At 54.1% G+C, this 13,682-nt stretch carries 14 protein-coding genes; 4 read left to right on the forward strand and 10 right to left on the reverse strand.

The genetic code is table 11. The annotated features are described in order from the left end of the window. Positions 1 to 36: 36 nt before the first annotated feature. Positions 37 to 1,077, reverse strand: coding sequence for an alpha/beta hydrolase (locus ACIRQ6_RS08720; protein ID WP_420863741.1), 1,041 nt, complete (start codon positions 1,075 to 1,077; stop codon positions 37 to 39). A gap of 182 nt (positions 1,078 to 1,259) precedes the next feature. On the opposite strand from ACIRQ6_RS08720, the gene ACIRQ6_RS08725 reads away from it, so the two are divergent. The 4 genes from ACIRQ6_RS08725 (at position 1,260) to ACIRQ6_RS08740 (ending at position 5,374) form a co-directional block, all read left to right on the forward strand. Next, entirely contained in the window at positions 1,260 to 1,559 is a 300-nt protein-coding gene (locus ACIRQ6_RS08725; protein ID WP_420863742.1) for an FtsB family cell division protein, read from the forward strand. 138 nt (positions 1,560 to 1,697) lie between these two features. Then, a complete protein-coding gene (gene pdhA, locus ACIRQ6_RS08730; RefSeq protein ID WP_420863743.1) occupies positions 1,698 to 2,699 on the forward strand; it encodes a pyruvate dehydrogenase (acetyl-transferring) E1 component subunit alpha in 1,002 nt (333 codons plus the stop codon). A 3-nt stretch (positions 2,700 to 2,702) separates the two neighbouring features. Next, the gene (locus tag ACIRQ6_RS08735) at positions 2,703 to 4,067 is read left to right on the forward strand and encodes a pyruvate dehydrogenase complex E1 component subunit beta (RefSeq protein ID WP_420863744.1); all 1,365 of its coding nucleotides are present in this window, start codon (positions 2,703 to 2,705) and stop codon (positions 4,065 to 4,067) included. An 11-nt stretch (positions 4,068 to 4,078) separates the two neighbouring features. Next, positions 4,079 to 5,374, forward strand: coding sequence for a pyruvate dehydrogenase complex dihydrolipoamide acetyltransferase (locus ACIRQ6_RS08740; protein ID WP_420863745.1), 1,296 nt, complete (start codon positions 4,079 to 4,081; stop codon positions 5,372 to 5,374). Positions 5,375 to 5,447: 73 nt separating this feature from the next. Here ACIRQ6_RS08740 and cysE read toward each other — a convergent pair whose 3' ends face one another. The 9 genes from cysE to ACIRQ6_RS08785 all read right to left on the reverse strand — a co-directional run bounded on the left by cysE (position 5,448) and on the right by ACIRQ6_RS08785 (position 13,682). Beyond that, positions 5,448 to 6,257, reverse strand: coding sequence for a serine O-acetyltransferase (gene cysE / locus ACIRQ6_RS08745; RefSeq protein ID WP_420863746.1), 810 nt, complete (start codon positions 6,255 to 6,257; stop codon positions 5,448 to 5,450). Between the two features lie 105 nt (positions 6,258 to 6,362). Then, positions 6,363 to 6,629 carry a hypothetical protein gene (locus tag ACIRQ6_RS08750; protein WP_420863747.1) on the reverse strand — a complete coding sequence of 89 codons (267 nt, stop codon included), beginning with the start codon at positions 6,627 to 6,629 and terminating at the stop codon, positions 6,363 to 6,365. After that, a complete protein-coding gene (locus tag ACIRQ6_RS08755; RefSeq protein ID WP_420863748.1) occupies positions 6,626 to 10,534 on the reverse strand; it encodes a baseplate multidomain protein megatron in 3,909 nt (1,302 codons plus the stop codon). Before ACIRQ6_RS08755 ends, ACIRQ6_RS08750 begins: the two co-directional genes overlap by 4 nt. 2 nt (positions 10,535 to 10,536) lie before the next feature. Continuing rightward, the gene (locus ACIRQ6_RS08760; RefSeq protein ID WP_420863749.1) at positions 10,537 to 10,980 is read right to left on the reverse strand and encodes an NlpC/P60 family protein; all 444 of its coding nucleotides are present in this window, start codon (positions 10,978 to 10,980) and stop codon (positions 10,537 to 10,539) included. Positions 10,981 to 10,984: 4 nt separating this feature from the next. Then, positions 10,985 to 11,860, reverse strand: a complete 876-nt coding sequence (locus ACIRQ6_RS08765; RefSeq protein ID WP_420863750.1) for a DUF2163 domain-containing protein — start codon at positions 11,858 to 11,860, stop codon at positions 10,985 to 10,987. Continuing rightward, the gene (locus ACIRQ6_RS08770) at positions 11,860 to 12,492 is read right to left on the reverse strand and encodes a phage distal tail protein, Rcc01695 family (protein ID WP_420863885.1); all 633 of its coding nucleotides are present in this window, start codon (positions 12,490 to 12,492) and stop codon (positions 11,860 to 11,862) included. Before ACIRQ6_RS08770 ends, ACIRQ6_RS08765 begins: the two co-directional genes overlap by 1 nt. A 13-nt stretch (positions 12,493 to 12,505) precedes the next feature. Beyond that, positions 12,506 to 13,168 (reverse strand): phage tail tape measure protein, encoded by a 663-nt coding sequence (locus ACIRQ6_RS08775; RefSeq protein ID WP_420863751.1) that lies wholly within the window; start codon positions 13,166 to 13,168, stop codon positions 12,506 to 12,508. Then, a complete protein-coding gene (locus tag ACIRQ6_RS08780) occupies positions 13,165 to 13,365 on the reverse strand; it encodes a rcc01693 family protein (protein ID WP_420863752.1) in 201 nt (66 codons plus the stop codon). Before ACIRQ6_RS08780 ends, ACIRQ6_RS08775 begins: the two co-directional genes overlap by 4 nt. Next, on the reverse strand, positions 13,362 to 13,682 hold the full coding sequence (locus ACIRQ6_RS08785) for a gene transfer agent family protein (RefSeq protein WP_420863753.1): 321 nt from the start codon (positions 13,680 to 13,682) through the stop codon (positions 13,362 to 13,364). Before ACIRQ6_RS08785 ends, ACIRQ6_RS08780 begins: the two co-directional genes overlap by 4 nt.

Consider the following 13,682-nt stretch of genomic DNA (forward strand, 5'->3'; position numbering starts at 1 on the left):
ACATGTCACAAACGCAGTCCCAACGGGGCTGCGTTTTCATTTTGGAAACACCCCGCTTGCGGGCGCGCGGATGACGCGGGGTTGGGATCCGGTTTCCAACTGTCCGGCGGCAATCAGTCCCCCGACAAAGGCCACCGCAGCAGGCGACGAGGCAAGGGTCAAATGGTTGCCAGCCTCGCCATCTGCCAGATTGCTAAGATCCACCACGGTGACTGGCAGGCCAGCCACTTCCTCGGCGGTATTGATCGCGCCCAAGCGCGCTTTGCGCCCTACCAAAATCGATGACAGTCCCAATGCGATGTCCTCAGATGAGGTAAACAGAGTAAAGTTCGGCGGGATTGGATCGATCCGATCCATCTGCCTTTGAAAAACGTCTGGATCAATATCGGGCGATATCAGGGCCACTGATTCCACGCGACCTAACACATCTTGGCGGCCAGCGATTGTAAGTTGTCGCAGCACTTCCATCACCAATTGAGACCCCATAGAATGGGCCACCAGCACCACCTTTTGCCCCTTGCGGGCCACAAGGGCAGTGATGAGTTTTTCTAACCCGTCTCGCGCAAAAATCACGCTGTCACGGTCATAAACATAGGCCGCTGGATGCCCTGCTGAGGGCCATGAAAACGCAACGGTCGGCACTGGAATGCCATAGTCATGCCGGATCTGCGCCAAGCGATAGACCGCCTCGGCATTGTTGACATTGAACCCATGCACAAAAACCAACGTCTCAGCAGCCTCGGTCTGATCTGCCTGCACTTGGCGGACAAAATCGTCCAAATTATCCAGACCCGATGTTTCGGAGACCACAAAGTGCCGAACCGGATCTGCGGCACCCTTGGGCCATTCGATTTGCCCCACAACGTGTTGCTGCGGCACGGATACATCTACGGTTCCAAACCGAAGCTCATCCGAGCGCACATTGCCGAAGGTTGCCCCATCGCGCGCCTGAAGGCCGCGTTCGGTTGCTACATAAATCCGCTCGATGGTGCCCGGTGTGGCCCCTACGGGCAGCGCGCTAAACGTCCCGCGCGGCGCACATCCGATCAGGGTCATAACAACCAGACCGCAGGCCATACCAACAGCTCTTTTTGAAAGAGAGGCGAGACACATCACGCAGATCCAATCGATTTCACGGTCAAAACAGCTAAAAACTGCATGTTTCAAACGCTTTAGGCAACATAAGGGATTCCCAAACCGTGTAAATTGTGTCATTCTAAACAAAGTTGCTCAATTAAGAAGCGACAAAAGGCAGTGACATGAACAACAAGACATCCCCCGCACTTGGTGTGATATCGTATTTTTGCGTGACCTTGGCGTTGGGTCTGTATTTTACATTTGCCGCCGTGCAAGGGGACTACGGGTTGTTTCGCCGCGCCGAGATTCAAGCGGATGCAGATATCTTGCGGACCCAACTGCAAGGATTGCAGGCCGAAGTTGCTGCTATGGAAAACAAAACCAAACGTTTGTCGGATACTTACCTTGATCTGGATCTATTGGATGAACAGGTCCGCAGTGTCATTGGCATGGCGCGCAGCGACGAAATCATCATCCGCTAACCCCTTCTAAAAACACAGTTTATAGATACGCCTGCGTCGAATTGGCCGTGGCGTCACTTTGCCGTGGAAAAACGAAACAGCCTGCGGTATACAATAGTTTAATATTAAACTACTTTGGAATTGCGCGAGGAGAACCCGATGGCCGCAAAGAAAAAACCCAACGTGTCAGCCGAGGAATTGCTCGGCCATTACCGCGAAATGCTGATGATCCGGCGATTTGAAGAAAAAGCGGGGCAGCTTTACGGAATGGGTTTAATCGGCGGCTTTTGTCACCTCTACATTGGCCAAGAGGCCGTCGTTGTGGGCCTCGAGGCCGCAGCGGAAGAAGGTGACAAGCGCGTCACATCCTATCGCGACCACGGCCATATGTTGGCCTGCGGCATGGATCCCAAGGGTGTTATGGCCGAACTGACCGGCCGCGAAGGTGGGTACAGTCGCGGCAAAGGCGGCTCGATGCACATGTTCTCGAAGGAAAAGCATTTCTATGGTGGCCACGGCATTGTGGCGGCTCAAGTACCTTTGGGCGCTGGTCTGGCTTTTGCGGATAAATATCTGGGTAATGACCGCGTTTCTTTTGCTTATTTCGGCGATGGGGCAGCAAACCAAGGCCAGGTTTACGAGACGTTCAACATGGCGTCATTGTGGAAGCTGCCAGTGATTTTCGTCATTGAAAACAACCAATATGCTATGGGCACCTCGCAACAGCGTTCCTCCTCAACTCCTGACATTTATACACGTGGCGCCGGTTTCGGCATTCCCGGTGAAATCGTCGATGGTATGGATGTTCTGGCCGTGAAAGCCGCTGGTGAAAAAGCCGTAGCCCACTGTCGGTCTGGCGAAGGGCCTTATATCCTTGAGGTTAAAACCTATCGCTACCGTGGGCATTCCATGTCAGATCCTGCGAAATACCGGACCCGCGAAGAGGTCCAGAAAATGCGTGACGAACGTGACCCAATTGAGCAGGTGCGCGAATTGCTGCTGACTGGCAAGCACGCCAGCGATGATGACCTAAAGGCCATCGACAAAGAGATCAAAGCGATTGTGAACGAGGCCGCAGAGTTTTCGAAAGAAAGCCCAGAGCCTGACGTGTCCGAGCTTTGGACAGATATTTACGCCGACGAAATCCCGCAGGAGGCTTAACCCATGGCAACCGAAATCCTTATGCCCGCCCTCTCGCCCACGATGGAAGAAGGCACATTGGCCAAATGGCTGGTCAAAGAAGGCGACACTGTATCGTCCGGCGACATCATGGCTGAAATTGAAACCGACAAAGCCACGATGGAATTTGAAGCCGTCGATGAAGGCGTTATCGGGAAAATTCTAGTGGCTGAAGGCACCGCCAATGTCGCTGTTAACAGCCCGATCGCTGTGTTGTTGGAAGATGGCGAAGACGCCTCTGCGGTTGACACGGCCAGTGCGGCCCCTGCCCCAACAGCAACCGAGGTTGTTGCAGCCCCGGCCGTTGTAGCGGCCCCAGTTGAAGCGCCAAAAGTCGACGACAGCCCTGATTGGCCCGAAGGCACCGAGATGAAGCCGACGACTGTGCGCGAGGCCTTGCGCGACGCAATGGCCGAAGAGATGCGCGGCGATGAAAACGTCTATCTGATGGGCGAAGAAGTTGCCGAATACCAAGGTGCTTACAAAATCTCCCAAGGTTTGTTGGACGAATTTGGCGCAAAGCGCGTCATCGACACCCCAATCACCGAGCACGGTTTTGCCGGTATTGCGGTTGGGTCTGCCTTTGGCGGGCTGAAGCCAATCGTGGAATTCATGACTTTCAACTTCGCCATGCAAGCGATCGATCAGATCATCAACTCGGCGGCCAAGACACTGTACATGTCCGGCGGTCAAATGGGTGCGCCTATGGTGTTTCGCGGTCCCAACGGTGCGGCGGCCCGTGTAGGTGCCCAACACAGCCAAGACTACGCCGCCTGGTACGCCCAAGTACCCGGTTTGAAAGTGGCAATGCCTTACTCTGCAGCCGATGCGAAAGGTCTGCTGAAATCTGCAATCCGCGATCCAAACCCCGTGATCTTTTTGGAAAATGAGATCCTGTATGGGCGCAGCTTTGACGTGCCTGTTATGGATGACTTCACGGTGCCCTTCGGCAAGGCCAAGATTTGGCGCGAAGGCACAGATGTGACGATTGTATCTTTCGGGATCGGCATGACCTATGCTTTGGAAGCCGCAGACAAGCTGGCCGAGGACGGTATCAGCGCCGAGGTCATAGATTTGCGGACATTGCGCCCCATGGATACGGCCACTGTGATCAAATCAGTGATGAAAACAAACCGTTGTGTGACAGTCGAGGAAGGCTGGCCCGTAGCCAGCATCGGCAACCATATTTCGGCTGTTTTGATGCAAAATGCCTTTGACTATCTGGACGCCCCAGTGATCAATTGCACAGGCAAAGACGTGCCTATGCCCTATGCAGCCAATCTTGAAAAGCTGGCGCTTGTCACCACTGCAGAAGTGGTTGAGGCCGTCAAATCAGTGACTTACCGGTAAGGAGAGCGATCATGCCTACAGAAATTCTGATGCCCGCCCTCTCGCCTACAATGGAAGAAGGCACGCTGGCCAAATGGTTGGTCAAAGAAGGCGACACCGTTGCCTCTGGCGACATCATGGCCGAAATTGAGACCGATAAAGCCACGATGGAATTTGAAGCCGTCGATGAAGGTGTCATCGGCAAGATCTTAGTTGCTGAAGGCACCGCTGGCGTGGCTGTGAACACAGCGATTGCAGTGTTGTTGGAGGATGGCGAAAACGCTGATGATATCGGCAGCGGCGCAGCGGACCCTGCCGCCTCTGCCCCGGCAGCAGCGCCCGTCGCCGAAACAGCACCTGTGCCAGCGGCCAGCCCCGCCCCAGCGGCCCCGGCTAAAGCCGATGGTGCGCGTGTGTTTGCATCACCTCTGGCGCGCCGTATCGCCGCCGACAAAGGCCTTGACTTGGCGACGCTGACAGGCTCTGGCCCCCACGGCCGGATCGTGAAAGCCGACGTTGAAAATGCAACAACGGCCCCAAAAGCGTCAGCAGCACCCGCAGCCAGCGCGCCAACGCCAACTGCCGCGCCCGCGACAGGTGCATCTGCCGATATGGTCGCAAAGATGTACACAGATCGCGACTACACAGAGGTGCCATTGGACGGGATGCGCAAGACAATTGCAGCCCGCCTGACCGAAGCCAAGCAAACCATCCCGCATTTCTATCTGCGCCGCGATATCAAGTTGGATGCGCTGCTCAAGTTCCGCAGCCAGTTGAACAAGCAGCTTGAAGGCAAAGGTGTCAAACTGTCAGTGAATGACTTTATCATCAAAGCCTGTGCTTTGGCCTTGCAAGAGGTGCCTGAGGCGAACGCTGTTTGGGCCGGTGATCGTGTGTTGCAGCTGACCCCGTCCGATGTAGCCGTTGCTGTCGCCATCGAAGGCGGGCTGTTCACACCAGTGCTGAAAGACGCGCATCTGAAATCGCTGTCCGCACTCTCGGCCGAGATGAAAGACCTTGCGACCCGGGCCCGTGATCGCAAACTGGCACCGCATGAGTACCAAGGCGGTAGCTTTGCCATTTCCAACCTCGGTATGTTCGGTATCGACAACTTTGATGCTGTGATTAACCCGCCCCATGGTGGCATTTTGGCCGTTGGTGGTGGCAAAAAGCAGCCCGTTGTTGGCGAAGATGGGGAACTGAGCGTGGCGACTGTGATGTCTGTAACGATGTCCGTGGATCACCGTGTGATCGATGGGGCTGTTGGGGCAAACTTCCTCAAGGCTATTGTGGACAATCTCGAAAACCCGATAATGATGCTGGCTTAAGCCTGTCATTCAGAACGCAAAAAAGCCGCGCATCCGATCAGGACGCGCGGCTTTTTGTAGTGTAAGGGACGGCTTAATGCGTGCCGTTAATCAACTGATGCATCGTCACAGACGGCTGCGCACAGCCCGCCTCGCCCACGATCTTAGCAGGCACGCCAGCGACAGTTTTCATTGGTGGGACTTCTTCCAAGACCACGGAACCGGCAGCAATACGGCTGCAATGACCAACCTTGATATTTCCCAAGACTTTCGCACCAGCCCCGATCAGGACTCCGTCGGCAATCTTGGGGTGGCGATCGTCGTCTTCTTTACCCGTACCACCCAGTGTTACCGAGTGCAGCATAGAGACATTGTCGCCAACAACGGCAGTTTCCCCAATCACAATGGAATGGGCATGATCGATCATGATGCCTTGGCCAATCTTCGCAGCCGGATGGATATCAACGCCAAATGTCTCGGACACGCGCATCTGGATAAAATACGCCATATCCCGACGTCCTTGGTGCCAGAGCCAGTGACCAATGCGGTAAGATTGGATCGCTTGATAGCCTTTGAAAAACAAAAGAGGCTGCAAGAACCGATGGCAGGCCGGATCACGTTCGCGAACCGCGACAAGGTCGGCACGAGAAGCCTGTAAAATCGTTGGGTCGCTGCTAAATGCCTCGTCGGTGATTTCGCGCAAGATCTGTTCAGACATTTCACTGGACGCGAGCTTTTGCGAGGTCCGGTAAGCCAGCGCTTCCGCCAGCCCCGAATGGTGTAATACAGACGCGTGCACCAATCCGCCTAACAGAGGCTCTTCTTGAACAGCGACCTGCGCCTCTTCCCGAATACGCGACCAAACTGGGTCGATTTCGGTTAGTTTAGTTTTGGTTTCAGCCATAAGAACATCCTCGCCTGAGCTAGCAATAGCTTAGATAAGTCCTTTGGGACAATAATAAAGGGACATGTGGGCGTTCACATTTTGTGAACTGTCACAGTTCTTAACCTATGAACGGGGTACCTTCTTGGGTGTGTCGCAGACAGCCTTCAAAACACAAATTAGTGCCTCGTTAAACCGAGGGACAGACCAGAACATTTCCGGGCTTTGAGGATATGTGTTCGCCACGCTCATCAAACTGGGCATGACTTGCGCGCCTTGCATCGCCTCGAACGCAAGTATTTTTGCCAATAACGCGTCCCATTCTGGACGGTCACTGGCGAGCAAGGCGCGCGCAATGGCGATGCAATCGCCAGATGTTACCACTTGGCTCAATGGAGGCGTTCAATCGTCAAAGAAGGACCGGCGCCAAACACGGCCGAAATTTGCGCGATTTCGATGGTGTAGGCACCGCTTTGAAGGTCCGACAGTGCATCAGCCGCTAAATACGTCCATTGCGGCTGGGTCGTCGTTAATTGCCGCACATTTTCGCCGTTCTGCACGACAGAAATCAAATAGGCTTCGGTTTCTTCCGCCAAAGGCACATCGATACCGGACCAGTTGTCACCATCTTTTCGAGTGCGCCGGATCCAAGAAATAGCGATGTCGCCACTCTGATCGACATCTACTTTTGCGTGACAAGGACGGTACGGGCGCAATCCATTGCCAGAAAAACTATGTTCTTCTTCGCTGTAGGTCGCGTCTGCATATCCACGCGAGGACGGCCCAAATCGTAGAGTCTGCGTGGTCCCCCGCAGGGCAGTTGCAAGATCCAACTGAACGACGGCAGGATTCATCAGCGTAAAATAACTTCCTATAGGCCATTGCTTCGGTGCAATACCGTCGCTACCCGCTTGCCCTCGCAGAACACCAGTGATCCGATAAGTTCCCGGATCGATCAAATCGGCAGACAAGAACTGCAGGACCTCAACCAAATCTGGGTCCCCTTGGCTCAGGAAAGCCGTATTCGCACCTGCCATAAGGGCCAACTCGTCCACAGACGTCAGCTCGCCATGGATCATCGAGACGTCGAACTGGACCAACCGATGCAAATGTCCAGGCGCTTGCAGCTCAAGCGGCGTCAAAAGCTCGCCAAACGTGGCAGAGCCTTGAACAAGCGTGTTGAATGCAAAACCGTCAGTGGATGAACTGGTATAAACAGCAGCCCCCCCCGGCCATGGATCTGCCACCAGAGCCACATGGGGCGCATGCGGCGTTTCATCACCGGTCAACAGCGGGACGTCCAAGAAAACAGCGTCCACAGGGCCAATTGCTGTAAATGTTGGCGCGACAGCTTCGACTTCGGCGACTTCTGGGGCCTCGTATACACCTATGTCCACGCGGGTTGCATCCACTTGGCGACTGATATTGTCCTGCACGTTATCAATTCGTGCATAGGTCGTGGCGCCCTCCCAATTCAGGGCAACCGTGTCCCCTGCTCCGATCTCGTTTTGTGACATCGGCAGCGCAAATTGGTAACTTTCACGGGCGATACGTGCTTCTGTCAGCCATCGATCTGCAACGCGCGAGGCGACGCCGCGGGTCATCGCCAAATCAAAGTTGCTTTGTGACACACCAGCAGTGTCCGGTTTGTCCGAGGCTGCAGCCTCTACAGAGCGGGTTTCGTACGCTGCCTCAGATTCAACAAAGCCAAGACGCACACGACCAACAGTTTCCCCTTCCGAGACCCTTGAGGCCTCTACTGGAACCGGATGCGCGTCATCAAATACCAAGTCAGACGCATCAAATGTTGCTTGCACGGCCCCCGACCGATTTTGGAAAACCAGAACGCCGGCTCTTTCTACAACATCAATTCCATAAACCAAAAGTAGTGGCTGCAAAGCCGCCCTAGCCGACGAGATATCTGTGATTTGATAGCCTTGAACAGTGCCGAACAACCGGGCAGTGTCGATATTCTGTACGCCCGATTTCTCAACAACTTCTGTTACGATTGAGGCAAGGCTACGGGCAGTAGCGCGACCATTCAGCCAATGGCCTTTGGCATAGTTATCGCCGTCAGTCCAAAGGGACCTGTTGTTAGGGAAATAGGGATAAGGCCGCGCGTCCCAAGCCCAGATAAATGCGTTCGACATATCAACCATAGGTGCCGCATATAGATCGGAGATCGGGTTGTTTGTCGCATCCTCCCAATAACCGTGCATCGCCCTGATGTATTGAGCCTGCATAAAATCATCTTGTTGGCCATTTGAAAAATACGGCAAACGCGATTCCGATGATTTAGGATCCAAGAACTTGTTAGGTTGGTTTGTGCCTTTGTCTATCGCTGCGCAACCAAGCTCGGTAAACCAAATGGGTTTTGATTGGGGTTGCCACTGGGTAGAAACCTCGGACCGCACACCAGCAACCCGTTCAAAATGCGGTTGCGACCACCAAGATTGGATGTCTTTGTAACGGTAAATCCAAGGCTCCTGATAAGTGCCGTCTTCGATTGGGGTCCGAATTTGCTGTTGTCGGGCAGTTTCGCTTGCATAGTACCAATCATAACCTTCCCCCCCCTGAACATTGCCCATGAGGTACTCGAGATTATAAATCGATCCGGCCTCCACATCTGCATGATCTGCAGTGTCGCGCCAGTCTGACAAAGGCATATAATTATCAATGCCAATGAAATCGATAGCATCATCTGCCCACAGTGGATCCAAATGAAAAAATCGATCGCCAGACCCATCATTGGGTTGATAGCCAAAATATTCCGACCAATCGGAAGCATAACTTATTTTCGTGCCAGCCCCCAAGATTTGTCGCACTTCTCCAGCCAGTTGACGCAGTTGAACAACCGCTGGAAACCCAAGATCATCGCGTATTTGCGTGAGTCCACGCATCTCAGAGCCAATGCAAAATGCAGAAACACCGCCAGCGGCCTTGCACAAATATGCATAGTGCAGAATGAACCTGCGATAGCTCCATTCGTCGGGCCCGGAATAGCTCACTGTATTTGCCGAAATCGAAAAATCAGAGGGGGACGCTGTTCCGAAAAATGCCGCCACCTCGCTGCGCGCTGTAGCGGTTTGATCGGGCGTCCCAGACATCGTTGGGGCCAAACTGGTTGTAATCCGTCCGCGCCATGGCAGCACCGGCTGACCTGCCTCTCCAGTGTAGGGGTTGGGCAACGAATTGCCTTGTGTCTGCTCCATCAAAATAAACGGATAAAACATGGGCTTCTGGCCAGTCGCCTTCAGGCGCTGAATCGCTTGAATGACGGACGTATCCGCTGGCGATCCACCATAAATCGGGCGACCAGATTGCTGCGGTACAATCCCAGCATCGGCACGACGCGTGGAACTGACCCACCATTGCATATTGCGGCCATCTGTTTGCTTTTGTTCGACCTTTGGCTGAACCTTGCAGTGCCCACACCGCAAATCATCGCCGAACCAAGACACAATCAAAGATACCGCGCCGCAATTCGGAAGTTCTTCATTCAGGGCATCTGTTGAGGTGACAAAATCGGTTTTACCAGAAGGGCTGTTCACATTCGCAGACAAATATTGACCAAATCTAGCGCGCATGTGCACAGGCGTTGTCGCAAGTGCGTATTCTCCGGTTCCCGGAATCATCGCAACCGCTTTTACAATATCCGAGGTTTCGGTTTCAGCGGCATCACCACCGCGCATGACTTCCATGCTGAACTGAGGCACGCGATTTCCAAACTGTCCTAAGGCCAAGTTTTCCATCACAACATAGGCAGTCCCACGATAAGCAGGCGTCGCAGACGTGCCTTGAAACGCAGCAATTGTCGGATCTGGCGACTGGGTTTGACTGCCCGTGTAGACACGCAGATTCAAATCGTCTTTGGAAATTTCGATACCGTCGGCCCAGATGCGTCCAACTCGCGTGATCTGACCCTCACACAGCGCAATCGCCAGCGAGACAGAGTAGCTGTAAGTTTTGGTCTTGGGTTGTGGCGTTCCCTTGCCACTCCCGCCGCTGGTCGTGACAGTTTCGCGAAACGGTGAAGACCAAATTACTTGGCCACCAACCCGCATACGACCAAACACCTGACCAATAGCAGTACCTTCACTTGCACCTGTTAAGCGAAATCGGTCTACCTGCCCTGTTTCGACCACATCAGAACCACCCCCCATTAGGCGCTGATCGATCAGTTGACCGATTGAGGCCCCGATGAAACGCCCCGCAACAGCCGAAGACAGTCCCAAAACACTGCCACCGACCGAGCCACCGACCGCCATTCCAGCTGCAGAAAGAAGAAGCGTCGCCATGATCAGATCCTTTCAGGAAAGACAAAACGGGCCGCAATTCTGCGGGCCCAGGGGCGGCTCAGTGGACTTTCCACAACGCCATGCCCCGAATATGCGTGAATAAAATACGGCTCATCCCCGTCGCGGGACACTACGCCGAGGTGTTTGGCAATGGCTTCACTTTGCAACCGAAAGACCAAAACATCGCCCCGCTTTGGGGCTAGGGTCGGGCTTGGCGTCAAATGACGCCAGGCAGCCTCTATCAATACGTCGGTCGTACCGGTCTCTGCCCAATCCGCTGTATATGTAGGAACCAGTTGTGGCTCGGCACCGTAAAGGTGACGCCAAATACCCCGCAACAGACCCAAACAATCAGTGCCTGCGCCCTTTACGCTGGCTTGATGGTGATAGGGCGTGCCCAGCCACTCACGCGCCTCGGCGATGGCTTTATCAACAATTTCGGCCATGTCTCTATTCCCACGAACGCGCAGACAGCGCCACAGGGCTGGTCACCAGCCAATCCTCACCGGGAATATGCGGAAACCCCTGAAAATTTAGAACGTTTTGAAACTTGGTTTGGCAGGTGCCAAATTGCTTATCACACCCCACAGTAACGCGGATAATGTCGTCAAAACTCGAAGCAGCACGAATTGGTTCCCACAGCTGAAGAACCCGGACATCCGCCTGCATATGATCTTGTTTGATGCTCGCACGCAGCCCTTTGGCCGATCCTGTCAACACTTCCACTACGCCTCTTGAAAACCAGCCTAGATCAAACGCACTTAGATCCAAGTCTTTTAAAACTCGACCATCTTCCAGCGCGCCCATTGGGCCTTCGTAGAAAAACCCGGCTTGAAGCGTATCAAATTTACACCCGGCATCCCCCAATACTGCTGAACATGCGGGTTGATAAGCCCTTCCACGCGGTTGGTTCAAGGCATCCGTCAGGCCCCGCAATTCCGCTGTGAACTCATGGCTGCCTCGCTTGATTTCACCGATGTGTCCACGAAACTGCAAAGAATGTTGCGCGGGATCAGACCAATTTACCAACCATACCGAGACTTCAGCACCATCAAATCGCCCGGCTTCAATATCTGCATGCGAAATCGCCTCGTCCGTCAAAGCCCCCAAAGCTTCAGTATTATCCACGGCTAAGCCGGTCGTTTGCTGAACAGCGACAGCACTCAGGCCGGACCCCGCTTTAAACACCAGACCGTCGAACTCAAGATCACCATCGTGATCGGTAAACCCTAATTGAACGCCGTCATTTCGGGTCACCGACCAGCACCGGCAAACAGTTGTATTGCCAGTCTTTAGGTGGGTGAGAAACTCAGTTTGATCGATCATTACACGCGTACCTCAATAACCGGTACGTCAGGCACTTCTCCTGCACGAAATCGCGACATGGAACTTTGAATTCGGTCCGTATCAAACCGCACTGGAACATCAAATTCAAATCCTGCAGATACCAGTGTTCCAGCCATGGGGGCGTCAGAAAAAGTAACTAAACCAACTGTCGTATCGACACTATAGTGGGTGCCCTCAACCTGCCGTTCCCCCGCCAGTCCCAACGACACTTTGCCCAAAACCGGTTTTTTTATGGGACGCACATAGCTGTGAGCACCGGAAACATAGGTTTTGATCAATTGAAACGAAGTGGTTTCCCCATCCCCAGTCCCAATGACCTGGTCTTCAAAGTCAGGCACCTTGGACGGCATACAGGATTTATGATCAGACCAATCTTTCCACCGAAAGCCCGCCATTTGACCACCGCGTGCCTCAAAAAATGAAATGAGCTCTTCAATATCATCAAGGGTTTGTAGACCGGTGCCTGCATCATAGCGGCGGCGCGAATGCTGCCATGGCGTATTGCGTTCTTCGTGACCGTTGGTCAGCGTCACAATTTCTGTGCGACGCTCTGGCCCACCCACGGCACCAAAACTCAGCGACGTGGGAAATCGAATGTCATGAAAATCCATACTCATTCCTTCCTTATCTGTTTCGTTGGCCACGGCTCAAGGCACGGCTCATTTGCGCTGACACTTGCGTAGACGATTTGCGAAAACTTGCAGCATCTGGTGTCGAAATGTTCATCACGACATTGACAGCACCACCGCCGCCCTGCGACCGCACACCAAGGGATCCATCCGGGCCACGTGTAAGCGGCATGATGGCCTCTGGACCGGCTTCCCCCATAAGCCCTGTAGCGCCACGCATCGGAAACGTAACCGGGCTATCCACGACGCCGCCTTTGGCAAAAGGCATCACGCGCCCTTGGGCAAAACCAGCCCCTTTGGCAAACGGCAACGCCGATCCAAAGGTATCGCCAACCAATCCTGACAACATGCCACCGACATGGTTGAAAACAGGCTTTGCTGCTGCTGAATAAGCTGTGTCGGCCATGTTTCGGGCCAAACCACCCAAAGCATCCGACAGTTTGCCGCCATCAAACACCACATCGTCGAATGCGTTACGCAATCCACGACTAAACCCCCCACTCAACGCACTAACGTCTCGGCCCGTTGCAGACAAAGACCCACGCATGCGCCCCAATTCGGCGTCAAAACTGGCTGTTACAGACGCTGCGGCCGACATCGAGCTTTCCAGCGCGTCTACCTGCGAATCCAAACTGTCTATACTGTCATAATCGCTCATTTATCTGTCCTTTTTTCATCAGGAAAGCGTGCACTTAATGCGGCCAGCTGGTCGCGCCCCAACGGTTCTTGCGCTCCATCTTGCCCCAGCAAGAACATCAGTTCGGCCGGGGTAAGTGCCCAAAAATCATCAGGCCGCAAATTCAATTGCCGCATGCCCACCTGCATCCAGATCAGCCAATTTACTTGATCGCTCATGGTCCCTCCGGCAGCGAAAATGCCTGGGCCAAGAGGCGTGCTGCGGCCTGCGCTGCGGCAACCGGGCCACCTTCGATATCAACGGACATCAAGTCAGCGCTTTGGCCGGTCCATCCACCTCCACGCAAGCCAGCCACCACCACGGCCAAAACATCCCGTGAAGAGTAGTTCCCTTGTTCGAACCGCCCCACCAGACCCACCAAAGTGTCACTGTCGAGAGTACTCTCTAATTCGGCCAAAGCCCCCAACGTCAGGCGCGCCACGTGGCGCACTCCATCGAGTTGCAAAGCCACATCCCCCCTCCAAGGATTGGCCAT

The sequence above is a fragment of the Algirhabdus cladophorae genome, from assembly GCF_044772865.1.
Classification (GTDB): Bacteria; Pseudomonadota; Alphaproteobacteria; order Rhodobacterales; family Rhodobacteraceae; genus Algirhabdus; species Algirhabdus cladophorae.